We start from the raw sequence: 24,547 nt of genomic DNA on the forward strand, positions 1-24,547 counted from the left end.
ACGCGCAAATAAAGCCACCATAGCCCCCAACAGCCTCAGCCCTGGAGTCCGTCAGCGTGGCGCAACACACCCCCGATCTTCCTCCCGAACTTCGTCCTTTGGCCGAGATGCCTTGGTTCAAGCGCTTGGCTGCGCGTTTCTTTGGCCATGGTTTGACGCGTCTGCGCGCACAACATCGGGCGTCCTGGCTGCACGGGCAGGCGGATGGTTTTCGCAGCGGTCACACCGCTGGCGTCGAGTACGGCTTTAAAGAGGGCAAGCTTGAGGGGTTGGAGGAAGGACGGCAGGTGCTGCTGATCCGTGACAGCCGCAACACTGAGCATCGTCCGCCGAGCGTCGACAACCATCTGTTCGATGACTGGCGCCTGCCGCTGACCGCCGACTTGAAGAAGCGCATGAAGGCCGACGTTGCGCGCTTGCTGCCCGAGCACGCCCAGCCAAGCGTCGCACAATGGAAGATGATTTTCAGCGACACGCCGTCAACCTCCGTGGTCGCTGGCGCGGGCGCCGGCAAGTCGACGACGTTGGTGCTGCGTATCCTGCTGCTCACGCACTACCTGGGTTTTGAACTCGACTCGATGACCGTGGTGACCTTCACCCGCGAGTCGCGCAAGGATTTCATCAATAAACTGATCGAGCTGTTCACGCTCTGGGGCCAGGCCCTGAGCTTGAAACAGGCGCGGGAACTGGTGCGCACCTTCCATTCGCGCATTCTGCCGATGGTTCGCAGTTTGCCGGGCTTCGAGCGTTTGCAGGCTTTCGAGAACCTGAGCAACCGGCCACAGGGCGCAGACGAAGAGGTCGACAGCAATCCGTTTGACTTGCGAATCAACGACGCCCAGCGTCAGCAACTCAATGCCTGCTATTACCGTCTGTTCAACGAGGACGAACGTTTTCGCCAATTGATTCAGCCGTTGTCCCGCGCCGGATTGCAGCTCAAGGAATTGGAGCGCGATCACCCCGATGTGCAGAAGCGCATGGCGGTGACCGAACTGGCGTCTCGGCGCGATGAAGAGCTGTGCGACGCCATTGAAGATCTGTGGTTTCGCGCCGGCGCCTGGCCGATCAAAGGCATCGAGCCGAACCGCCAGACCTTCGACATCAACGGCTCGACCTTTCAGTGCCATGGCTACGTGCCGAGTCTGGATGCCTGGGTTGTGCTCGGATTCGATCCGCGAGAAAACCCGCAAGTGTGCCGCCCAAACGCCAAGCTGAGCGTGCGCGCAGAGTGGGCAGTAAAGCGCACCCTGTTTCAAGCTTTCTGCCGTAAGCCGTTGATATGGCTAGATAGTTACGAGTCATCAAAGAGAGTGCTGGCCACTTTGGCAGGCGACGCGAGTGCCGGTCCGGGTTTCGACTACAAGGTCAAGGGCGAACTGGCCTCCGCGCCGTTGCTGGATTGTTTTGTCGCCGCCGCCGGGTTCATCGAGAACCTTGGCCTGGATGTGCCGGACGCGGTCGGTCGCATGAGTTTCGCCAAGGACGACCCGGACCGGTTTTTCTTCGAGGCGCTGAGCCTGTTCTGGCGCGCATTCGAGGATCACTTGCTCGACCAGAAACCGCCGGTCATGACTTACAACCGCATGTTCGCGCTGTTCAGCGAACATTCGCCGGAAAACCTCAAACTGCTCGGCGATGCGCTGCTGCGGCCGATGGCGCACCTGATGATCGATGAATTTCAGGACGTATCGCCGCAGATCGTCTCGTGGATTCGGGCCAGCCTTACGGAAATCCGCAGTCGGGGCCCGGCCATGCATGTCGGTCGCGGCGCGCAGCGCTCCTCGTTGCTGTGCGTGGGCGATGACTGGCAGTCGATTTACGGCTGGCGCGGCAGTTCGCCGAGTTACTTCATGGAGTTCAACAAGGAATTCCCGTCACCCAGCACCACGCGGGTGATGCTTAGCGACAACTATCGCAGCCATCAGCACATCATCGACGCCGCAGAGCATATCGTTCGCGCGGCGCCGGCGATTGCTGGCAAGAAAGCCAAAGCCAGTGGCGCAGTCAAGCCGCTGCAACCGGTCAACGTGCTGGAGCGCGATGATCAAGCGCTGGGGCAGCGACTGGCCGAGCACTATCGACAGGGCCATTCGATCTTGATGCTCTATCGAAAAAGCAGCGATAAGTCATTGATTGAAGAGCATATTCAGTCAGTAGTTAATGTTGATTCGAGCTTGCCGTACGAAGCGCGACGGCTAAAACAACTGACCTATCACAGCGCCAAAGGCTTGCAGGCTGACGCGGTGTTTCTGCTCGGCGATTGCCAGCACCTGACCAGTTCGCCGTACAAAAATCAGGTCTATCGCATGGCCGGACTGGGCAAAAGCGGCGACAGCGAACCCTACGACAGTGCACAAAAGGACGAAATACTGCGCCTGGCCTACGTCGGCATCACCCGGGCGGTCAGCCATTGCTACTGGTATGTCGAGCCGCAAGACGCGCAAGCGGTGAACATGCCGCGCGCGTCCGAACGGGTCACCAAGGGCAAGCCGTTTTTCGTTGATCACCGTGTGGGAAAACAAACTGCCTGAGCACAAAAAAGCCCGCATCAATGCGGGCTTTTTGTTTTCAATCAACAGGTTATGCGTAACTCCTGAAAGACTCCGGAGGTACGAAAGCTTCCAGCTCGTCCTCCACAGCCTCGATAATTCGCTCGACATCGGCGGCATTCATCACCGTCGCGCACGGGATGCCGGCAATCGCGATCATGGTTTCGCCACTGGCGCGATCAAACAGACGGGCAATCATGCTGCCCGGCGCGTCCATCGTTGCCTCGAAACCCATGGGATGAAAATGCCAGCGCATCAGCTGGCATGCATTGGGGAACGTGACTTTGCTTGACCCTTTATTCATGTGTTGCCCGCCTTCTTCATCGAGCGCTTCCGTTTGCTCATGTTAGGTGGGAAGAGCCTTCATTGGCTCAACCGGTGACTGACATTAAAAGTAGCATCCCGGTGTGAAATTCCTGTGAGATTTTTCAGTTCTTTTTGCGATTGCTTCGCATTTTTTGATGTAAGTCACGGCCTACGCAATCGTCGCCAGAATGCCACTACGGATTAGTCATTGAAGCCAGTGCCGAACTTGGGCAAGCTCGATTCTTTTTCGCCGAGCCCCTTATGCACGCCGACGACGACGGCCCCGAACAGACTCCGGCCACGGCTGCCACGGTCATGCGCTATCACTTGAGCTGGAAACACCGCGATCTGGACAGCGTCATGGCGCTGTATCACCCGGACATCCAGTACAACGATTTTTTCCAGAACCGCGTGCTCGGCCTCGACGAATTACGCGAGTACGTACGCGTGAGCATGCCGCGAGAATCCGACGAGTTGCTTGAGCATTGCGACCGGATTCGGATCGACGGCAATACCGCGTTCATTCAATACGAAGTGACCTTGCGCGGTGGTGAAGGACTGGTGTCGTTCCGCTCCAGTGAAGCGATCACGGTCAGGGACGGGCTGATCTGGCGCGTCAACGAGTACGCCTCACTGGTGCGCACGCACAACGAGGGCAGTAAAACGCCGAGCCAGCGCCCGGCGGTCAGTCGTCTGGGCCTGTCGCCGCGCCAGTTGAGCTTCATGGCTGACGATCTGCAGCAATACTTCGAGCGGCAGCAGCCGTATCTCGATCCCGAACTCGACCTGCAACGCGTGGCCAAGGAGTGCGGCTACAGCCGCAATCAGATTTCCTACCTGCTGAACCAGGTGCTGGGGCAGAGCTTCTATCGCTACGTCAATCAGGCGCGCCTGCAACATTTGCTGCGCGCGCTGGAAAATGCCGTGCCGCCAGTGCGCATTGATGAGCTGGCCTTCGCTGCCGGGTTCAATTCGTTGTCGGCGTTCTACAGTTGCTTCCGCCAGCACACCGGCCAGTCACCCAAGGCTTACGTTAAACAAATTTCTTTGCGGACACGCGCGCAAGACTTCTCCTGAGCCTGCGCACTAGGATCGACGCCATCGAAGAATTTCAGTGGCGGAGTCTTGCATGCCAGCGTGGCGCACTATCAGTTTGTGGATGGACCAACTCGACGAGCCGCTGACCGCGCGGCCTGAGTTGCAGCGAGACCTGGACGTCGACGTGGCGATCATTGGCGCCGGTTACACCGGGCTGTGGACCGCGTATTACCTGAAAAAACTCGCCCCCGGTCTGGATATTGCCATCATCGAGGCACAAACCGCCGGTTTCGGCGCCTCTGGCCGCAATGGCGGCTGGCTGATGGGCAACATGCTCGGCGAAGATCGTCTGCTCGCCGGGTTGTCGCCGCAGCAGCGCCGCGCGTCATTCGATCTGCTGCACAGCATTCCTGATGAAGTGGAAATCGTTCTCGAGCGTGAAGGCATCGACTGCGATTACCGCAAGGGCGGCGTGCTGTATTGCGCGGCACGTTACCCGGAGCAGGAAGCCGCCTTGCGTGAATATCTGGCCAAGTTGCACGCCCAAGGCCTGACCGACGACGATTACCGCTGGCTCAGCCCCGAACAGCTCGCGCAGCAGATCCGCGTCGCCAAGCCTTATGGCGGCATTTACGCACCTCATGTGGCGACCATCCACCCGGCAAAACTGGTGCGCGGCCTCGCGCGGACCGTGCAAAACATGGGCGTGAAGATTTACGAAAACAGCCCGGTCACCCATTGGCAATCGGGCAGCCTGCGCACGGCCAAGGCCAGTGTGCGCAGTCGCTGGATTGTGCCGGCAGTCGAGGGCTATTCGGTGACGTTGCCGCCACTGGGCCGCTATCAGTTGCCGGTGCAGAGCCTGATTGTGGCTACCGAGCCATTGTCCGCCGCGACCTGGGACGAGATCGGCCTCAACCGTGGACAAGCCTTCAGCGAATTCAGCCGCCAGGTCACTTACGGCCAGCGCAGCGCGGATAACCGCCTGATCTTCGGTGCCCGTGGCGGTTATCAATTTGCCGGCAAGCTGCGCCACAACTTCGACCTGACCCGCGATGAAGTCGAACTGCGCCGCTATCTGTTCGGTGAACTGTTCCCGCAACTGAAAAACGTACAGATCACTCACGCCTGGGGCGGCAACCTCGGCATGTCACGGCATTTCAAACCGCACATGCTCTGCGATCGCGCCAACGGCATCGCGCTGTCCGGCGGCTATGGCGGGGAGGGCGTCGGCGCGAGCAACCTGGGCGGTCGCACCCTCGCGGACCTGATTCTTGAGCGCGACAGCGAATTGACTCAGCAGCCGTGGGTGCTGCCGGACGGCGGGATTCATGCGCTGCGCGCCTGGGAGCCGGAGCCATGTCGCTGGCTCGGCTACAACGCGATCATCAAAAGCTTCGTCCATGAAGACCAGACCCTGGCCAATCCGGCGACCGCGCCTTGGCGGCGCAAACTCGCCAGCCAGGTTGCGGGTTTCATGGAAGGTTTCATGCACTAAACGCCGATTGATTTTAAGAAAGCCCAAAAGACAGGTCAGACCATGAGCATTACCCAGTTTAAAAACACTGCAACCCTGCAACTGGATGAGTCCAACCCGGTCGCCGTACCCCTCGGTGAACCGGTGGCGATCGCTTCGACCACCAGCGTCGAGCGCGATGACGGCGTTGAAACCGGCGTCTGGGAATGCACGCCCGGGCGCTGGCGTCGGCAGATCACCGCGCAGGAGTTCTGCCATTTCATTTCCGGGCGTTGCACGTTCACCCCTGACGGGGGTGGCGAAACCCTGCACATACAAGGTGGCGACGCACTGATGTTGCCGGCCAACACGCTCGGTGTCTGGGATATCCAGGAAACCGTGCGCAAGAGCTACGTGCTGATTTTCTGATTGTTTGATCCTTTGATTGCCTGCCAACAAAAAAGAAAACCCACACAGGAATCGATCCATGATCCGCAAGACCCTCGCTCTGGCACCGCTGATGCTCGCCGTTTCCCTTGCTCAGGCAGCGGAAACGGTCAAGGTTTACAACTGGTCCGACTACATCGCACCGGACACCACCAAGAACTTCGAGAAAGAAACCGGCGTCGGAGTCACCTATGACGTCTACGACAGCAACGAAACCCTCGACGGCAAGTTGATGACCGGCAAATCCGGTTACGACGTGGTGTTCCCGTCCAACCACTTCATGGCCCGACAGATTCAGGGCGGGGCACTGAAGAAGCTCGACAAGAGCCAGTTGCCGAACTGGAAAAACCTCAATCCGGTGCTGCTCAAAGCGCTGCAGACCAACGACCCGAACAATGAACACGGCTTCCCGTACCTGTGGGGCAGCACCGGCATCGGCTACAACATCGCCAAGGTCAAAGCGGTGCTGGGCGACAACGCGCCGGTGGATTCCTGGGACCTGATCTTCAAGCCCGAGTACATGGAAAAGCTGCAGAAGTGCGGCGTGGCGATCCTCGACAACGGCCCGGAATTGCTCCCGGCGGCGCTCAATTACCTCGGCTTGCCGCACCACAGCAAGAATCCCGAGGATTATAAAAAAGCCGAAGCACTGCTGATGAAAGTGCGGCCGTACGTAAGCTACTTCCACTCCTCGAAGTACACCAGCGACCTGGCCAACGGCGACATCTGCGTAGCCGTCGGCTTCTCCGGCGACATCCTGCAAGCCGAAAACCGCGCCAAGGAAGCGAAAAACGGCGTCGACATCGGTTACGCGATTCCCAAGGAAGGCGCAGCGATCTGGTTCGACATGGTCGCCATGCCCGCCGATGCGCCGGACGAGAAGGCCGGGTACGCGTTCATGAACTATCTGCTGCGCCCGGACGTGATGGCTGGCATCAGTAACTATGTGCACTACGCCAACGGTAACGAGCAAGCGGACAGCCTGATCGACCCGGCGATCAAGAACGACACCAAGGTGTATCCGAGCCCGGAGATGATGGGCAAGCTGTTTGCGCTGGAGGCGATGCCGCTCAACATTGACCGGATCCGCACGCGGGTGTGGAACAAGATCCGCACCGGTAGCTGATCACTCAGGCATGCCTGAATCCCTGTGGGAGCGAGCCTGCTCGCGAAGGCGCCGGGTCAAACAACATTGATGTTGAATGACCGACCGCTTTCGCGAGCAGGCTCGCTCCCACAATGTCTTTCAGCGTTTTTAAATGGGTGATATCAATACACTGGCATTGCACTAATAAAGTGCAGCAAAGTGAGACGCGCCTAACAAAAAACAACTTACCGATATTTAATATTTAAATAGAAAATCGTCAGACAATTAGGCAAAAGCTCCGCAACTAAAACATTCTTTCGACCCCGCACGCTTTGTTTACGGCAGTTTGCCGAAACAGTCCGAATTGATCTCAAAAAAATCCTTTACGGCAGATTTCAAATTGTGTCAGGTTTCTGATGCCTTCATTGGGCGAGTGATAGGACGATCTCGCCAGAGAAAGTCCTATCGGACAAAAACTGTTCCATTGCTAAACAAGGAAGTGTGTTTATGTCGAAAGTTAAAGCTAATGCTATTGATACCGCCGAACAGGCTTTTTTGCTGTCCGCGGCGCCACAATCCCTGGCGGCAGCCAGCTCGGCGTATAACCAGATCAATAGCTTCAGCCATCAATACGATCGTGGCGGCAACCTCACGGTCAATGGCAAACCCTCCTTCTCGGTCGACCAGGCCGCCACCCAGTTGCTGCGTGATGGCGCGCACTGGAACGACCTTGACCACAGCGGCAAAATCGAACTGACCTACACTTTTCTGACCGCCAAAACCGCCAACTTCAGCGGCCTGGGTGTCACCGGGTTCAGTCAGTTCAGTGCCCTGCAGAAGGCTCAGGCCGTGCTCGCCATGCAATCCTGGGCCGACGTCGCCAATGTAACCTTTACCGAAGCGGCCAGAGGTGGCGATGGTCACATGACCTTCGGTAACTACAGCGGCGGCCAGGAAGGTGCAGCAGCGTTCGCGTTCCTGCCAGGCACCGAACCTGGCTACGACGGTCAGTCGTGGTACCTGACCGGCAGTGGCTACGACGTCAACAAAACCCCGGGCCTGAGCAATTACGGGCGTCAAACCCTGACGCACGAAATCGGTCACACCCTGGGCTTGTCTCACCCTGGTGATTACAACGCCGGCGAAGGCAACCCGACTTACAAGGATGCTTCCTACGGGCAAGACACCCGCGGTTACAGCCTTATGAGCTACTGGAGCGAAAGCAACACCAACCAGAACTTCAGCAAGGGCGGCGTAGAAGCCTATGCTTCCGGCCCGCTGATGGACGATATCGCTGCCATCCAGAAACTCTACGGTGCCAACACCACCACCCGTACCGGTGACACCACCTACGGCTTCAACTCCAACACCGGTCGCGATTTCCTCAGCGCGTCGTCGTCGAGTGACAAAGTGGTGTTCTCGGTGTGGGATGCCGGTGGCAAGGATACTCTGGACTTCTCGGGCTTCACCCAGAACCAGAAGATCAACCTTAATGACGCCTCGTTCTCCGACGTTGGCGGCATGGTGGGTAACGTGTCCATCGCCAAAGGCGCGATCATCGAAAACGCCATTGGTGGTTCGGGCAACGATCTGCTGATCGGCAACAGCGTGGCCAACGAGCTCAAGGGCGGTGCCGGCAACGACATCCTCTACGGCGCGGGCGGTGCCGACAAGCTGTGGGGCGGCGCCGGTTCGGACACCTTCGTGTTCGCTGCCAGCTCTGACTCCAAGCCAGGTGCGATCGATCAGATCCTCGATTTCGTCAGCGGTCTCGACAAAATCGATCTGACCGGTATCACCAACGGTGCAGGTCTGCACTTCGTCAGCAGCTTCACCGGTGCTGCCGGCGATGCCATCCTGACCTCGTCGGGCGGCAACAGCCTGCTGTCGGTGGACTTCTCCGGGCACGGCGTGGCCGATTTCCAGGTCAGCACCGTTGGCCAGGCAGCGACCAGCGACATCGTGGCGTGATGTAACGGGGAAAGCGGCGCGTCATGCGCCGCTTTCTTTACTTGCATCGGTCGAATCGGTAGGCAAGGCTACGCGCCGGAGCGAAAATTCCCATGATCAATAAAGCTTTTACCTACACGGTAGCGGCGTGGCTTTCGGCGGCGCTCATGATGATTTCAGGAGAAACCAGTATGGCAAGCAGCCTCAGACTTGAAGAACCCTCGGTATTTGCCGGGCCTTGGCAGGCCACCTTGTCGACCCGGAATGACGATGCACAGGCGAAAAAACTGCAGGACAAGCCTTCGAACACCTGCATCATCGAACTGGCGGTAAACAAGACGTTGGGCAAAGGTGCCGACTGCCTCGGCGCATGGCTTGAAGAAACCCCTGTCGGCTGGTTTCCCGATCCCGATGGCCTGTCGATCACCGGCAAGGAAGGCTCAAGAATCCAGTTTTTCAGCCGACAACGTGATGGGTTTTATCTGACGACTTTGAAGTCTGGGCTGGTGATTACACTAGAGCGTGCTACGCAATAGTCTTGATCCTCCAGTAAGCGACAAAGTTTTAATATAAAGCGTCACGCTGTGGTTATAAGCAGACAGGATCGATTGCAACTGCACCGCATTAAATCGCGGAAGTTGTTATGAAAGTGTAAGCAGCCACTTGAAATGAAAATGCCGACTGTGCGCGGATAACTAATTGCAGTCTTGCCAAAGATTGGCGAGAGATATCTTTCAGGAATAATCAATGAAGATGGCGAAGGCCCCAGCCACCGCTCCCTTATTCAAGGCATTGGGTGACTATAAGAGCATCCTGATCAGCGTCGGCTGCTTTACTGCACTGATTAACGTGCTGATGCTGGTGCCCTCCATCTATATGCTGCAGGTCTATGACCGGGTGCTGTCGTCGCAGAACGAAACGACCCTGGCGATGCTGTCGCTGATGGTGGTCGGTTTCTTCGCTTTTATCGGCCTGCTGGAAGTGGTGCGCAGCTTTATCGTCATCCGCATCGGCAGCCAGTTGGAGCGCCGCTTCAACCTGCGTGTTTATCAAGCGGCGTTCGAGCGCAACCTGTTCAAGGGCGAGGGCAACGCCGGGCAGTCGCTGGGCGATTTGACCCACATCCGCCAATTCGTCACCGGGCCTGCACTGTTCGCGTTTTTCGATGCACCGTGGTTTCCGGTTTATCTGTTTGTGATTTACCTGTTTAACGTCTGGCTCGGCGTGCTCGCTACCGCGGGTGCGCTACTGCTGATCGCGCTGGCGTGCCTCAACGAATACATGACCAAAAAGCCGCTGGGCGATGCCGCTGGCTATTCGCAGAAATCCAGCCAGTTGGCCACCAGCCACCTGCACAACGCCGAAACCATTCAGGCGATGGGCATGCTCGGTTCGCTGCGCAAGCGTTGGTTCCAGGTGCACTCGCGCTTCCTCGGCCTGCAAAATCAGGCCAGCGATACCGGTGCGGTGATCAGCTCGTTGAGTAAAACCCTGCGCCTGTGCCTGCAATCGCTGGTGCTGGGACTCGGCGCATTGCTGGTGATCAAGGGCGACATGACCGCCGGGATGATGATCGCCGGTTCCATCCTGATGGGCCGCGTGCTCAGCCCGATCGACCAGTTGATCGCGGTATGGAAACAGTGGAGCGGGGCGAAGCTGGCGTATCGCCGCCTCGATGCGCTGCTGCAAGCGTTCCCGCCCAGCGACGAGGCCATGGCGTTGCCCGCGCCGAAAGGCCAGATCACTTTTGAGCAGGTCAGCGCCGGCCCGCCGGGTCAACGTGCAGCGACCTTGCACATGGTCAATTTCAATCTCGCTGCCGGTGAGGTGCTGGGTGTGCTCGGCGCTTCCGGTTCCGGCAAGTCGACGCTGGCGCGGGTGCTGGTCGGTGTGTGGCCGACCCTGAGCGGTATCGTGCGCCTGGACGGCGCCGACATTCATCGCTGGAACCGCGATCAACTCGGTCCGTACATCGGCTACCTGCCGCAGGACATCGAACTGTTCAGTGGCAGCATCGCCGAGAACATAGCGCGCTTCAGTGAGGCTGATCCGCAGAAAGTCGTCGCCGCCGCGCAACAGGCTGGCGTCCACGAAATGATCCTGCGTTTGCCGCAAGGCTATGACACGCAACTGGGCGAGGACGGCAGCGGCCTGTCCGGCGGCCAGAAGCAACGCGTGGCACTGGCGCGCGCCATGTACGGCACGCCGAGCCTGGTGGTACTGGATGAACCGAACTCCAACCTCGACACCGTCGGCGAAGCGGCATTGGCCAGCGCCATCGCCGCGCTTAAAGCCCAAGGCACCACCGTGGTGCTGGTGACCCACCGCTCTTCGGTGCTGGCCCAGGCTGACAAATTACTGGTCCTCAATGATGGCCGGTTGCAGGCCTTCGGCCCAAGTCAGGACGTGCTCAAGGCACTCTCCGGCCAACAGGAGCAACAACGTGAGAAACCTGCGCAAGCACCGGGCGGGCTCAGCATGAGCCGACAGTATCAGCCCTCGACAAGGAATTCGGGTGTATGAGCAGCGCGAGCATGAACACTGAAAACGAAGCGAGCATGGAACACGCCTACATCACCGAACGCCCGGAACGTGACGCGAAGTTCTTCGCACGCATGGGCTGGATTCTGGCCATTGTTGGCGCCGGCAGTTTCTTCACCTGGGCGGCATTGGCGCCACTGGATCAAGGCATACCGGTGCAGGGCACGGTCGTGGTGTCCGGCAAGCGCAAAGCCGTGCAGTCGATGAGCAGCGGTGTGGTCAGCCGGATTCTGGTGCGCGAAGGCGAGATCGTGAAACAGGGCCAGCCGCTGTTTCGTCTCGATCAGACCCAGGTCGCAGCCGACGTGCAATCGCTGCAAGCGCAGTACCGCATGGCCTGGGCGAGCCTGGCGCGTTGGCAGGCCGAGCGTGACAACCTCAAGCAAGTGACCTTTCCGGCCGAATTGAGCAGCGATCCGGACCCGCGTCTGGCACTGGTGCTGGAAGGTCAGCGGCAACTGTTCAGCAGCCGTCGCGAAGCGTTCTACCGCGAGCAGGCCGGATTGCGCGCGAGCATCGAAGGCGCCACCGCGCAACTGGCCGGCATGCGTCGCGCGCGTACCGACCTCAATGCCCAAGCCGATTCGCTGCAGCAACAATTGAGCAACCTGCAACCGCTGGCCGACAACGGCTACATCCCGCGTAACCGCTTGATGGAATACCAGCGGCAACTGTCGCAAGTGCAACAGCAACTGGCGGAAAACACCGGTGAAAGCGGGCGTGTGGAGCAGGGCATCCTCGAATCGCGGCTGAAGTTGCAACAGCACGGCGAGGAATATCAGAAGGAAGTGCGCACGCAACTGGCCGATGCGCAGTTGAAGAGCGTCACCCTGTCCGAGCAACTGACCTCCGCCGGTTTCGACCTGCAACACAGCGAGATTCTCGCCACCGCCGACGGTGTCGCAGTCAACCTTGGTGTGCACACCGAAGGCGCAGTGGTGCGTCAGGGCGAGACGCTGCTGGAGATCGTTCCGCAAGGCACCCGGCTGGAAGTGGAAGGGCATTTGCCGATCAACCTGATCGACAAGGTCGGCACGCATTTGCCGGTGGACATTCTGTTTACCGCATTCAACCAGAGCAAAACTCCGCGCGTGCCGGGCGAAGTCAGCCTGATTTCCGCCGACCAGATGGTCGACGAGAAAACCGGCGTGCCGTACTACGTGTTGCGCAGCAGCGTCAGCGATCAGGCCATGGAGAAACTCAACGGTCTGGTGATCAAGCCCGGCATGCCGGCAGAAATGTTCGTGCGCACCGGTGAGCGTTCACTCCTCAACTATCTGTTCAAACCGCTGCTCGACCGGGCCGGCTCCGCGTTGACCGAGGAATAAGGATGTTCGGCTGTATGAATAAGCTTTCGATGCTGGCGGCAGCGTTCGCGCTGCTGGCGGGCAACAGTGCAATGGCGGCGATGGGGCCGTTCGAGATTTACGAACAAGCGTTGCGCAATGACCCGGTGTTCCTCGGTGCGATCAAGGAACGCGATGCCGGCCTGGAAAACCGCGCGATTGGCCGTGCCGGCCTGCTGCCGCGCATCGGTTACACCTACAACAAGGGGCGCAACACGTCGAAAGCCACCTCGCTCGATGAGCGCGCACGTAACCGTACTGACGAGCGTAACTACAACAGTTACGGCTCGGCCCTGACCCTGCAACAACCGTTGCTCGATTACGAGGCCTATGCCGCGTATCGCAAAGGTGTCGCGCAGTCGCTGTTTGCCGACGAGAACTTTCGCGGCAAGAGCCAGGAGTTGCTGGTGCGCGTGCTGGACAACTACACCAAGGCGTTGTTTGCCCAGGACCAGATCGACATCGCCCAGGCGAAGAAGAAGGCGTACGAGCAGCAGTTCCAGCAGAACGAGCACATGTTCAAGCAGGGCGAGGGCACGCGCACCGACATTCTTGAGGCCGAGTCGCGCTATGAACTGGCGACCGCCGAAGAGATCGAGGCGCGCAACGAACAGGATGCTGCGCTGCGCGAACTGGGGGCACTGGTCGGCACGCCGGCGGTGGATATTGGCGATCTGGTGCCGCTGGATCAGAACTTCCAGACGTTCACGCTGCAGCCGACCAATTACGACACCTGGCACGAGATAGCGGTCAGCAATAACCCGAACCTGGCCTCGCAACGCCAGGCCGTGGAAGTCGCACGCTATGAAGTGGAGCGCAACCGCGCCGGGCATCTGCCGAAAGTCAGCGCGTATGCGTCGATGCGCCAGAACGAGTCGGAAAGTGGCAACACGTACAACCAGCGCTACGAGACCAACACCATTGGTTTCGAAGTCAGCGTGCCGTTGTATGCCGGTGGTGGGGTGTCGGCTTCGACGCGTCAGGCCAGTCGCACCATGGAGCAGGCCGAATACGAACTGGATGGCAAAACGCGCGAGACGCTGATCGAGCTGCGTCGGCAGTTCAGTGCCTGCTTGTCGGGGGTGAGCAAATTGCGCGCGTATCAGAAAGCGCTGAGTTCGGCTGAAGCGCTGGTGGTGTCGACCAAGCAGAGCATTCTCGGTGGTGAGCGGACCAATCTGGATGCCTTGAACGCTGAACAGCAGCTGTTCACCACGCGCCGCGATCTGGCGCAGGCGCGGTACGACTATTTGATGGCCTGGACGAAGTTGCATTACTACGCCGGGACCTTGAACGAGCAGGATCTGGCGCGGGTGGATGAGGCTTTTGTGGTCGCTCACCAGCCCTCACCCTAACCCTCTCCCAGAGGGAGAGGGGACTGACCGGGGGATATTTCAGAAGTACACCGACGTGATCGAACGTCACTGAATCCATAACCGACGCGGTTTTTCAGGTCTATGCATGACGCAAGACAACTCGGTCAGCTCCCTCTCCCTCGGGGAGAGGGCTGGGGTGAGGGAAATGCTCTACCGAATCCATAATCAACCCGGTTTTTCAGGTCGATGTAAGACGTAAGACACCTCGGTCAGCTCCCTCTCCCTCGGGGAGAGGGCTGGGGTGAGGGGAACAGGCAACACCGCAGAAGAACCTGCATAAAACAATAAAAGTGAGTGGTGAACATGGACGTACGCATCAAGCCGATTTCGGTCGGCACCCTGCTGCTTGTGATTTCTGCAACCCAGGCGCAGGCCCAATACCTCGAAGCCGGCAAACCCGGTGACCCCGCCAGTTGGCGCAGCGCCGAGTTCCTGCGTGACTGGGGTCTGGACCGCATGCAGGCCGAGCAAGCCTACGCCGCCGGCATCACCGGCCAAGGCGTGAAAATCGGCGCGCTCGACTCTGGTTTCGATGCCGCCCACCCCGAGTTCGCCTCGGCTCGCTATCACCCGGTATTGGCCAGCGGCAGCTACATCGACGGCTCTCTGTTCAGCGTCGACGGCACCCTCAATCCCAACAACGACTCCCACGGCACCCACGTGGTCGGCACCATGGGCGCGTCACGCGACGGTACCGGCATGCACGGCGTGGCCTACAACGCGCAGATCTACGTTGGCAACACCAACAAGAACGACAGCTTCCTGTTCGGCCCGAATCCCGACCCGCGTTATTTCAAAGCGGTGTACGACGCACTCGCCGAGGCTGGCGTGCGCGCGATCAACAACAGTTGGGGCAGTCAGCCGCCGGATGTCAGCTATCGCACACTCGCTGATCTGCACGCTGCCTATGCCCAGCACTGGAACAAAGGCACCTGGCTGGATGCCGCTGCGGACGTCTCCCGGCGCGGCGTGATCAACGTGTTCAGCGCCGGCAACAGCGGCTACCCGAACGCCAGCGTACGCTCGGCGCTGCCGTACTTTCAGCCAGACCTTGAAGGTCATTGGCTGGCAGTGTCGGGCCTGGATCAAAGCAATCAGCAGAAGTACAACCAATGCGGGCTCGCCAAATACTGGTGCATTACCACGCCGGGGGCGAAGATCGACAGCACCATTCCCGGCGGCGATTACGCGATCAAGTCCGGCACCTCGATGTCGGCGCCGCATGCAACCGGCGCACTGGCGCTGGTGATGGAACGCTACCCGTACATGAACAATCAGCAGGCCCTCGAAGTGCTGTTGACCACCGCGACGCAACTGGATGGCTCGGTGACCGACGCGCCCACCGAACGGGTCGGCTGGGGTGTGGCCAATCTGAACCGGGCGATGCGCGGGCCGGGGCAATTGCTCGGAGCGTTCGACGCCAGTCTGGCGGTGGGGCAGAGCGATGTCTGGAGCAACGACATCTCCGACAAGGCGCTGATCCAGCGCCAGAGCGAAGACCTCGCCGAACACACGGCCTGGCAGCAAACCCTGCAAGACAAGGGCTGGCAGAACGGCGTTGCGGCGGGCGCCAGCCAACAGGATCAGACTGATTACGCGGTCGGCAGCGCCCGTGATGCGGCAGCGGCGAGCCGGGTGTACCAAGGCAGTCTGATCAAGTCCGGCGGCGGACATCTGACCCTGACCGGTGACAACAGCTATCGCGGCCCGACCACGGTCAATGGCGGCTTGCTGACGGTGAATGGTGCGCTGACCTCAAGCGTCACGGTCAACGACAGCGGCACACTCGGCGGTTCCGGTCGGATCGGCGCGTTGACGGCCAACAGCGGTGGCCGTATTGCGCCGGGCAACTCCATCGGCACATTGACCGTGGCCGGTGACGTGAACTTCGCGCCAGGTTCGACCTACGCGGTTGAACTGTCGCCGACCAGCAGCGACCGTATTGTTGCTGGCGGCACAGCCAACATCAGCGGCGCGACCGTCAGCCTGTCGCTGGAAAACAGTCCGACGCTGCTCAGCACCACCGAGGCGCAAAGCCTGCTCGGGCGCCAGTACGACATTCTGCAAGCGGCCGGCGGTATTCAAGGCCAGTTCGGTGCCGTGCTGCCGAATTACCTGTTCATCGGCGGCAGCCTTGATTACGCGGCCAACGGTATTCAACTCGACATCGAACGCAACGCGACAACCTTCAGCAGTGTCGGTCTGACACCGAATCAACGTTCGGTCGCGTCTGCCGTTGAGAACCTGGGCGCGGGCAATTCGGTGTACGAAAGCCTGTTGCTGTCGCCTGACGCCGCTTCCGCCCAACACGCCTTCCAGCAACTGAGCGGTGAAATCTACCCGGCGTTGAGTTCGATGCTGATCAATGACAGCCGCCAGTTGCGCGACGCGGTGGGCGAGCGTCTGCACGACACCAATGCGGCGCAGAACAATGGCTGGGTCAAGGCCCTCGGCGCGTGGGGCAGCACCGATTCAAGCCACGACACGGCGGGCTACAACACTTCGATCGGCGGCCTGCTGGCCGGTGTCGATGGCGCGCTGGACGAGCAGACGCGCATCGGTCTGGTCACCGGTTACAGCGACAGTTCATTGAGCATGGGCTCGGGCACGCACTCATCGGCCAAAGTCGACAGTTATCACCTCGGCGCTTACGCCGGCCACGAAATCGGCGCCTGGCGCTTGAGCACCGGCGCGGCCTACAGCTGGCATCGTGCTGATGTGAAGCGCGACTTGCAGTACGGCAACGTCAGCGCCAAACAGAAAGCCAAGGTCGACGCGACGACGACTCAGGTGTTCGGTGAGGCGGCGTATCGACTGCACCTACAACCGCTGGCACTGGAGCCGTTTGCCAATCTGGCCTATGTGCATCTCAACACCGAAGGTCTGACCGAGAAGGGTGATGGTGCCGCGCTGAAAAGCTCCGGTGATCAGCGTGACGCGGTGTTGAGCACCCTCGGCGTGCGGGCGCTCAAGACCTTCAATCTTTCGCCTCAACAATCATTGGACGTGAGCGGCCACCTCGGCTGGCAGCACAGCCTCAGCGACATCGATTCCGAGCAGCATCTGCGCTTTGCCAGCGGTGGCACGCCGTATTCGGTGGAGAGCTCGGCGCTGGTGCGCGATGCGGCACTGGTTGGCGTGCAGGCCAGTTTGGCGTTGAGCAAAGACGTACGTGTGAACCTCGATTACAACGGACAACTGGCCAGTCGCGAGAAGAGCCATGGCGTTGGCCTGAGCCTGAACTGGCAGTTCTGACCCACTGTGCCTGACGCAAATCCTGTGGCGAGGGAGTGCACGGCGCCACATCGAGACAAACGGATTTTTCGCAACATCACTAAGGAAGGTCGCTGGATGAATAACAACAATACCCCCGCGCAAACGGGTGGCCGCTTTGCCCTGAAAACCCTCACGCTCGCCGTGCTCTGTGCCATCGGCACGGCACACGCTGCGCCGTACGTGGAAAACGGTCGCACGGGCGATCCGTCGAGTTGGCGCAGCAGTGAGTTCAAGGCCGATTGGGGCCTGGGCGCGATCGGCGCGGATTACGCCTACGCCGCCGGTTATTCCGGCAAAGGCGTCAAACTCGGCATCTTCGACCAGCCGGTGTATGCCGCACACCCGGAATTTTCCGGCAGCAACAAGGTGGTGACACTGGTCACCAGCGGCATTCGTGAATACACCGACCCGTACATCCCGGTCAAAGCCGGGGATGCGTTCCGCTATGACGGTTCGCCCTCGGTCGGCTCCGACGGCAAACTCGGCGCCCACGGCACCCATGTCGGCGGTATCGCCGCCGGCAGCCGCGACGGTGGCGTGATGCACGGTGTGGCGTTCGGCGCGCAGATCATCAGTGCCGACAACGGCGACCCGGGCCCGGAAGACGGCATCGTTCGCGGTAACGATGGCGCGGTGTACAAGGCCGGTTGGGATGCCCTGATCGCCAGCGGCGCGCGGATCATCAACAACAGTTGGGGCATCGGCATCACCGACCGTTTCGACCTCGGTGGCCGCGATCCGGCGTACCCGCACTTCACCGTCAATGACGCGCAGTTGCAGTTCAACGAGATCCGTACGCTGCTCGGCACTAAACCCGGTGGCGCCTACGACGGCGCGATTGCCGCCGCGCGCAGCGGTATCGTGACGATCTTCGCCGCCGGCAACGACTACAACCTCAACAACCCGGACGCTATCGCCGGCCTCGGCTATTTCGTCCCGGACATCGCGCCGAACTGGATCACCGTCGCCGCGTTGCAACAGAACCCGGACCTGGCCAGCGCCAACCCGTACATCATCAGTACGTTCTCTTCGCGTTGCGGCTACACCGCGAGTTTCTGCGTCTCGGCGCCGGGCACGAAAATTTTCAGCTCGATCATCGAAGGCACCAACGCTGACAACCTGACCACCGGCTACAAAAACTACAACGGCACCTCGATGGCTGCGCCACACGTCGCCGGTTCCATGGCGGTGCTGATGGAGCGCTTCCCGTACATGACCGGCGATCAAGTCGCCACGGTATTGCGCACCACCGCCACCGACCTCGGCGCGCCGGGCATCGACGCTTTATATGGCTGGGGCATGATCAATCTGCGCAAAGGCATCGACGGACCATCAATGTTCGTCACTGAGCAGGACATTCCGGCGGAATTCCGTATCGATGGCGCTTATGGTTCCGGCCAGTTCGTTGCCGATCTGCCGGGCATCGGCGCGATCATCGATCAGGGCAAACCGACCGAACGTGTGTGCAATGACATCACTTGTGGCCTCGACACCTGGCGCAACGACATTTCCGGCCACGGCGGTCTGACCAAGCAAGGCCTCGGCACCCTGGTGCTGACCGGCAACAACACTTACAGCGGCCCGACGCTGGTCAATCAGGGCCGCCTGGCCATCAACGGTTCGCTGCAATCGGCGGTGACGGTGAATGACGGCGGTATTCTCGGCGGCAATGGCCACATCGGCGCGCTGTCGGTGAAAAGCGGCGGTACGGTCGCACCCGGCAACTCGATCGGTACGCTGAACGTGGCTGGCGACGTGACGTTTGCACCGGGTTCGACCTACGCCGTAGAGCTGTCGCCGACCAGCAGTGATCAGATCATCGCCACCGGTAAAGCGGTTATCGAAGGCGCGACGGTGAGCATGTCGCTGGAAAACAGCCCGACGCTGCTGACCACCAACGAGGTGCAAAGCCTGCTCGGCACGCGCTACAACATCCTGCAAGCGGCCGGTGGTATTGAAGGACGCTTCGGTCAGGTGTTGCCGGATTACGCCTTCCTCGGCGGCACGCTGGCGTACTCGGCGGATGGCATCCAGTTGGCGGTCGGGCGTAACGACGCCTCGTTCGCCAGCGTCGGTCTGACACCGAACCAACGCGCCGTGGGTGCGGCGGCCGAGCGTCTGGGCGCGGGCAATGCGCTGTTCGAAACCCTGTTGCTGTCGCCCAATGCGGCATCGGCACAGCAAGCGTTCCAGCAGTTGTCCGGCGAGATTCACCCGGCGATCGGCACCATGCTGATCAACGACAGCCGTTACTTGCGTGAAGCGGTCGGCGAGCGTCTGCGCGAGCGTGACCTGTTCAATGCCGGCGCACCGACTGACGATCGCAGCAACGTCTGGGTCAAGGTGCTGGGGTCGTGGGGCGAGAGTGATGGCGGTAACAAGAATGCCGATTCCAACAGCTCCATCGGTGGCCTGCTGGCCGGTGTCGACGGCTTGATCGCTGAAGATACTCGTCTGGGTTTCGTTACCGGTTATAGCGACAGCTCATTGAGCATGGGCAGCGGCACGCATTCGTCGGCGTCGGTCGACAGTTACCACTTGGGTGCGTACCTGGGGCATCAGATCGATGCACTGCGTCTGACCGTCGGTGGCGCTTACAGCTGGCATCGCGTTGACGTCAAACGTGACCTGCAGTTCGGGGACGTCAGCGGTAAACAAAAGACCAAGCACGACGCCGCGACCACGCAAGTGTTCACCGAGGCCGCTTATGATCTGGGTCTGCAACCGATGAACCTGGAGCCGTTCGCCAATCTGTCTTATGTGCACCTCAATACCGAAAGCTTCACCGAGAAGGGTGATGCTGCAGCGTTGAAGGGCGGCGAAGACAATCGTGATGTGGTGCTGTCGACCCTCGGCGTGCGCGCCAAGCGCAGCTTCGCACTGTCGGATCAGCATCAACTGGAACTGGGCGCGAGCCTCGGCTGGCAGCACAACCTGAGCAATGTCGATGCCGACAGCCATCTGGCGTTTGCCAACGGCAACAGTGCGTTCACCGTGCAGAGCGTGTCGATGGATCGTGATGCGGCGGTGGTCGGTGTGCGCGCAGGTCTGGCGCTCAATCGCGATGTACGAGTGAACCTCGATTACAACGGACTGATCGGTTCGAACGAGAAGGACCACGGTGTGGGTCTGACCCTCGACTGGCAGTTCTAAGGTGTACCGGCAGTTCGTTTGAGAACTGCCGGTTTTTGAAGGAAGAGAGAGCACAACATGGGATTGTTCGATTATAAAAATGCCGATGGCAAAGCGTTGTACAGCGACGCCATCGCACTGACGCTGTATGCCTACACGCCGACCGGCAAGCCTCTGCCGGCCACCGCCTGGGCGCCGGTCACAGCGACGGCGCTGGGTTATCAGGGCAAGGTCGGGCCGCAGGGCACGTTCTTTGGCGAGAAGGACGGCTTCACCAGCGCCGAGGCCGAAGTGCTCGGCAAATACGACGCCGCCGGCAAACTGATCGGCATCGGCGTGGCCTTTCGTGGCACCGGCGGGCTGGGTTACAGCGATACCTTCGGCGACCTGAAAAACAACCTGCTGGCTGCCATCGGGCCGTCGGATTACGCGAGCAACTACGCGAAAAACGCCTTCGACAATCTGCTCAAGGCCGTCGCGGCGTTTGCCATTGCCAATGGCATTGCCGCCAAGGACGTGCTGATCAGCGGCCACAGCCTCGGCGGGTTGGGCGTCAACAGCGTTGCCGAATTGAGCGCGAGCAACTGGGGCGGCTTCTTCAAGGACGCCAATTACATTGCCTTCGCCTCGCCAACCCAGAGCAGCACCGGCAATAACGTGCTCAATATCGGTTACGAGAACGACCCGGTGTTCCGTGTGCTCGACGGCACTACGTTCAGCAGCGCGTCGATGGGCAAACACGACAAGCCGCACGACTCGACCACCGACAACATCGTCAACTTCAACGACAACTACGCGTCCACCGCGCAGAACCTCGTGCCGTTCAGCATCATCAACCCGATGAGCTGGTCGGCCCACGGCTCACTGGGGTACGCCGATGGCCTGAATCGGGTGATCGACTCGAAGTTCTACAACCTGACCAGCAAGGACTCGACGATCATCGTCTCCAACCTGGAAGAAGCGTCCCGTGGCAAAACCTGGGTCGAGGATCTGGGGCGCAGCGGCGAGCCGCACACCGGCAGCACTTTCATTATCGGCACCCAAAGCAACGACTGGCTGAAGGGCGGCGCGGGTAACGACTTCCTCGAAGGCCTGGGCGGCGATGACCGTTTCCGTGATGACGGCGGCTACAACATCCTGCTCGGCGGCCAGGGCCACAACACCTTCGAACTGCAGAAACCGTTGCAGAACTTCAGCTTCGCCAACGACGGTGACGGCACGCTGTATGTGCGCGATGCCTACGGCGGCATCAGCATGACCCGCGACATTGGCGCGCTGGTGAGCAAGGAGTCGGGCTCGTGGTGGGGCAGCAAGGAAATCACCTGGGGCGTCACGGCCAAGGGTTTGACCAATGGCAACGAACTGACCCAGTACAACCACTCGCTCAGCGGCGACGGCTATGGCAATGCGCTGCACGCCACGGCTGACGGCGACTGGCTGTTCGGCCTCGGTGGCGACGACAAACTGATCAGCGACAAGGGCCATGTGACCTTCGTCGGTGGCGCCGGCAATGACGTGATGACGGCGGTGGGTGGCAACAACACCTTCCTGTTCAGCGGCGCGTTCGGTTTCGATGCCATCAACGGTTATCAGGGCAGCGACAAACTGGTGTTCATGGGCGTCGAAGGCGCGGGGCAGGGCTACGACTACAAGCAACACGCGTCGCAGGCCGGCAACGACACCGTGCTGAAGATTGGCGAATATGCCGTGACCCTGATCGGGGTGGGAGTGGCTAACCTGTCGGACTCCAGTTTCATGTTCGCGTAGATCCAATGTGGGAGCGAGCTTGCTCGCGAAGAGGGTGTATCAGTCAGCATTTTTGTAGCTGACACACCGCTTTCGCGAGCAAGCTCGCTCCCACAATGAAAGGCAACAAGTAGTACTGAAATGCTCCGGGGCGTCCCCCGAGGGGCGCCCTGGCTGTGAGCTATCTCTGACAATTCCAACAAAGAGAGAGGCAATAGCAATGGGTGTGTATGACTACAAGAACTTCGGCACAGCCGATTCCAAGGCATTGTTCAGCGATGCCATGGCAATCACGCTGTATTCCTACCACAACCTCGATAACGGTTTTGCCGCCGGTTATCAGCACAACGGTTTCGGCCTTGGCCTGCCCGCTACGCTGGTCACGGCGCTGCTCGGCGGCACCGATTCGCAAGGGGTGATTCCCGGCATTCCGTGGAATCCCGACTCGGAAAAACTCGCCCTCGACGCCGTGAAAAAGGCCGGCTGGACGCCTATCACCGCCTCGCAACTGGGCTACGACGGCAAGACCGACGCCCGGGGAACCTTCTTCGGCGAGAAGGCCGGCTACACCACCGCGCAAGTGGAAATCCTCGGCAAGTACGACGCCCAGGGCCATCTGACGGAACTCGGCATTGCCTTTCGCGGCACCAGCGGCCCGCGGGAAAATCTGATCCTCGACTCGATCGGCGACGTGATCAACGACCTGCTCGCTGCCTTCGGCCCCAAGGACTACGCGAAAAACTACGTCGGTGAAGCGTTCGGCAATCTGCTCAACGACGTCGTGGCGTTTGCCAAGGCCAACGGCCTGACCGGCAAAGACGTGCTGGTCAGCGGCCATAGCCTCGGCGGCCTGGCGGTCAACAGCATGGCCGACCTGAGCGGCGGCAAGTGGGGCGGGTTCTTCAGCGATTCCAACTACATCGCTTACGCCTCGCCAACCCAGAGCAGCACCGACAAAGTGCTCAACGTCGGATACGAAAACGACCCGGTGTTCCGCGCCCTCGACGGCTCGACCTTCACCGGCGCCTCCATCGGCGTGCACGATGCGCCCAAGGCGTCGGCCACTGACAACATCGTCAGCTTCAACGATCACTACGCCTCGACCGCGTGGAATCTGCTGCCGTTCTCGATCGTCAACATTCCCACCTGGATCTCGCACTTGCCGACCGCGTATGGCGACGGCATGAACCGCGTCATCGAATCGAAGTTCTACGACCTGACCAGCCGCGATTCGACCATCATTGTCGCCAACCTCTCGGACCCGGCGCGGGCCAACACCTGGGTGCAGGACCTCAACCGCAACGCCGAAACCCATAAGGGCAGCACGTTCATCATCGGCAGCGACGCCAACGACCTGATTCAGGGCGGCAGCGGCAACGACTATCTGGAAGGGCGTGCCGGCAACGACACGTTCCGCGACAGCGGTGGCTACAACGTCATGCTTGGCGGGCAGGGCAGCAACACCCTTGACCTGCAAAGCGCGGTGAAGAACTTCGACTTCGCCAATGACGGCGCCGGCAATCTGTACATTCGCGACGCCAACGGCGGGATCAGCATCACCCGCGACATCGGCAGCATCGTCACCAAGGAGCCGGGGTTTCTCTGGGGCTTGTTCAAGGACGATGTGACCCACAGCGTCACGGCCAGCGGTTTGAAGGTCGGCAATAACGTCACCGCGTATGAGTCGAGCGTCAAAGGAACCGCTGGCGCCGACACGCTCAAGGCGCATGCCAGTGGCGATTGGCTGTTCGGCCTCGATGGCAACGATCACCTGATTGGCGGCGCCGGCAATGATGTGTTTGTCGGCGGTGCCGGTAATGACCTGATGGAGTCTGGCGGCGGCGCGGATACGTTCCTGTTCAATGGTGCGTTCGGGCAGGATCGGGTGGTCGGTTTCACGTCCAATGACAAACTGGTATTTCTTGGCGTACAGGGTGTTTTGCCGGCGGAGGACTTCCGCGCCCATGCCGCGACTGTTGGGCAGGACACGGTGCTGACGTTCGGCAACGATTCGGTGACGTTGGTGGGGGTGTCGCTGAACAGCCTGAGTGCTGACGGTATTGTGATTGCCTGATGTTGATGGGGTGCCGGTAAGGGCCCTTTCGCGAGCAAGCTCGCTCCCACACTGGATCTGTGTCGTTTGCAAATCCCCTGTGGGAGCGAGCCTGCTCGCGAAGAACGATAACTCGGTTTCAAAAGTGACTCGATGGCCACGACCTGACTCAAAACCCTGCAAAAACAGGAAATGCGGCCTAAAGCCAGCACGTGCGCACACGTTCTATAGCTAGCCGCCATCG

At 60.2% G+C, this 24,547-nt stretch carries 15 protein-coding genes; 14 read left to right on the forward strand and 1 reads right to left on the reverse strand.

The features are described 5' to 3' along the window. Positions 1–56 precede the first annotated feature (56 nt). Positions 57–2,531, forward strand: a complete 2,475-nt coding sequence (locus tag A8O26_RS11040) for a UvrD-helicase domain-containing protein (protein ID WP_064118017.1) — start codon at positions 57–59, stop codon at positions 2,529–2,531. Positions 2,532–2,580: 49 nt separating this feature from the next. Here A8O26_RS11040 and A8O26_RS11045 read toward each other — a convergent pair whose 3' ends face one another. Beyond that, positions 2,581–2,853, reverse strand: coding sequence for a DUF1652 domain-containing protein (locus tag A8O26_RS11045; RefSeq protein WP_016983056.1), 273 nt, complete (start codon positions 2,851–2,853; stop codon positions 2,581–2,583). Positions 2,854–3,116: 263 nt separating this feature from the next. Here A8O26_RS11045 and A8O26_RS11050 point away from each other — a divergent pair, with 263 nt between their 5' ends. From A8O26_RS11050 to A8O26_RS11110, 13 genes are all read left to right on the forward strand, one after another. Continuing rightward, positions 3,117–3,932, forward strand: a complete 816-nt coding sequence (locus A8O26_RS11050; protein WP_064118018.1) for a helix-turn-helix domain-containing protein — start codon at positions 3,117–3,119, stop codon at positions 3,930–3,932. Between the two features lie 52 nt (positions 3,933–3,984). Continuing rightward, a complete protein-coding gene (locus A8O26_RS11055) occupies positions 3,985–5,391 on the forward strand; it encodes an NAD(P)/FAD-dependent oxidoreductase (protein WP_064118019.1) in 1,407 nt (468 codons plus the stop codon). Between the two features lie 42 nt (positions 5,392–5,433). After that, positions 5,434–5,778: a cupin domain-containing protein gene (locus A8O26_RS11060; protein ID WP_034154173.1), complete on the forward strand. Its 345-nt coding sequence runs from the start codon at positions 5,434–5,436 to the stop codon at positions 5,776–5,778. A 58-nt stretch (positions 5,779–5,836) separates the two neighbouring features. After that, positions 5,837–6,922 (forward strand): polyamine ABC transporter substrate-binding protein, encoded by a 1,086-nt coding sequence (locus A8O26_RS11065; protein ID WP_007914896.1) that lies wholly within the window; start codon positions 5,837–5,839, stop codon positions 6,920–6,922. A 468-nt stretch (positions 6,923–7,390) separates the two neighbouring features. Next, the gene (locus tag A8O26_RS11070; protein WP_064118020.1) at positions 7,391–8,854 is read left to right on the forward strand and encodes a serralysin family metalloprotease; all 1,464 of its coding nucleotides are present in this window, start codon (positions 7,391–7,393) and stop codon (positions 8,852–8,854) included. Positions 8,855–8,946: 92 nt separating this feature from the next. After that, positions 8,947–9,369, forward strand: coding sequence for an AprI/Inh family metalloprotease inhibitor (locus A8O26_RS11075; RefSeq protein ID WP_155740651.1), 423 nt, complete (start codon positions 8,947–8,949; stop codon positions 9,367–9,369). 211 nt (positions 9,370–9,580) lie between these two features. Next, the gene (locus A8O26_RS11080; RefSeq protein ID WP_064118021.1) at positions 9,581–11,356 is read left to right on the forward strand and encodes a type I secretion system permease/ATPase; all 1,776 of its coding nucleotides are present in this window, start codon (positions 9,581–9,583) and stop codon (positions 11,354–11,356) included. Continuing rightward, positions 11,353–12,702 carry an HlyD family type I secretion periplasmic adaptor subunit gene (locus tag A8O26_RS11085; protein ID WP_064118022.1) on the forward strand — a complete coding sequence of 450 codons (1,350 nt, stop codon included), beginning with the start codon at positions 11,353–11,355 and terminating at the stop codon, positions 12,700–12,702. The genes A8O26_RS11080 and A8O26_RS11085 overlap by 4 nt, the downstream gene beginning before the upstream one ends. A gap of 2 nt (positions 12,703–12,704) precedes the next feature. Next, positions 12,705–14,075 carry a TolC family outer membrane protein gene (locus A8O26_RS11090; RefSeq protein WP_064118023.1) on the forward strand — a complete coding sequence of 457 codons (1,371 nt, stop codon included), beginning with the start codon at positions 12,705–12,707 and terminating at the stop codon, positions 14,073–14,075. Positions 14,076–14,399: 324 nt separating this feature from the next. Continuing rightward, positions 14,400–17,351, forward strand: a complete 2,952-nt coding sequence (gene eprS, locus A8O26_RS11095; protein ID WP_064118024.1) for an autotransporter serine peptidase EprS — start codon at positions 14,400–14,402, stop codon at positions 17,349–17,351. A 96-nt stretch (positions 17,352–17,447) separates the two neighbouring features. Then, on the forward strand, positions 17,448–20,525 hold the full coding sequence (locus A8O26_RS11100; protein WP_064118025.1) for an autotransporter serine protease: 3,078 nt from the start codon (positions 17,448–17,450) through the stop codon (positions 20,523–20,525). A 57-nt stretch (positions 20,526–20,582) separates the two neighbouring features. Continuing rightward, on the forward strand, positions 20,583–22,271 hold the full coding sequence (locus A8O26_RS11105) for a polyurethane esterase (protein WP_064118026.1): 1,689 nt from the start codon (positions 20,583–20,585) through the stop codon (positions 22,269–22,271). A 199-nt stretch (positions 22,272–22,470) separates the two neighbouring features. Next, positions 22,471–24,324: a polyurethane esterase gene (locus tag A8O26_RS11110; protein ID WP_064118027.1), complete on the forward strand. Its 1,854-nt coding sequence runs from the start codon at positions 22,471–22,473 to the stop codon at positions 24,322–24,324. Positions 24,325–24,547 lie beyond the last annotated feature (223 nt).

The organism is Pseudomonas fluorescens (assembly GCF_001648775.1).
Classification (GTDB): Bacteria; Pseudomonadota; Gammaproteobacteria; order Pseudomonadales; family Pseudomonadaceae; genus Aquipseudomonas; species Aquipseudomonas fluorescens_M.

Coding starts and splice junctions, on each gene's coding strand:
- A8O26_RS11045 (WP_016983056.1), bottom strand. CDS start 2,853: ATGAATAAAGGGTCAAGCAAAGTCACGTTCCCCAATGCATGCCAGCTG.
- A8O26_RS11050 (WP_064118018.1), top strand. CDS start 3,117: ATGCACGCCGACGACGACGGCCCCGAACAGACTCCGGCCACGGCTGCC.
- A8O26_RS11055 (WP_064118019.1), top strand. CDS start 3,985: ATGCCAGCGTGGCGCACTATCAGTTTGTGGATGGACCAACTCGACGAG.
- A8O26_RS11060 (WP_034154173.1), top strand. CDS start 5,434: ATGAGCATTACCCAGTTTAAAAACACTGCAACCCTGCAACTGGATGAG.
- A8O26_RS11065 (WP_007914896.1), top strand. CDS start 5,837: ATGATCCGCAAGACCCTCGCTCTGGCACCGCTGATGCTCGCCGTTTCC.
- A8O26_RS11070 (WP_064118020.1), top strand. CDS start 7,391: ATGTCGAAAGTTAAAGCTAATGCTATTGATACCGCCGAACAGGCTTTT.
- A8O26_RS11075 (WP_155740651.1), top strand. CDS start 8,947: ATGATCAATAAAGCTTTTACCTACACGGTAGCGGCGTGGCTTTCGGCG.
- A8O26_RS11080 (WP_064118021.1), top strand. CDS start 9,581: ATGAAGATGGCGAAGGCCCCAGCCACCGCTCCCTTATTCAAGGCATTG.
- A8O26_RS11085 (WP_064118022.1), top strand. CDS start 11,353: ATGAGCAGCGCGAGCATGAACACTGAAAACGAAGCGAGCATGGAACAC.
- A8O26_RS11090 (WP_064118023.1), top strand. CDS start 12,705: ATGTTCGGCTGTATGAATAAGCTTTCGATGCTGGCGGCAGCGTTCGCG.
- eprS (WP_064118024.1), top strand. CDS start 14,400: ATGGACGTACGCATCAAGCCGATTTCGGTCGGCACCCTGCTGCTTGTG.
- A8O26_RS11100 (WP_064118025.1), top strand. CDS start 17,448: ATGAATAACAACAATACCCCCGCGCAAACGGGTGGCCGCTTTGCCCTG.
- A8O26_RS11105 (WP_064118026.1), top strand. CDS start 20,583: ATGGGATTGTTCGATTATAAAAATGCCGATGGCAAAGCGTTGTACAGC.
- A8O26_RS11110 (WP_064118027.1), top strand. CDS start 22,471: ATGGGTGTGTATGACTACAAGAACTTCGGCACAGCCGATTCCAAGGCA.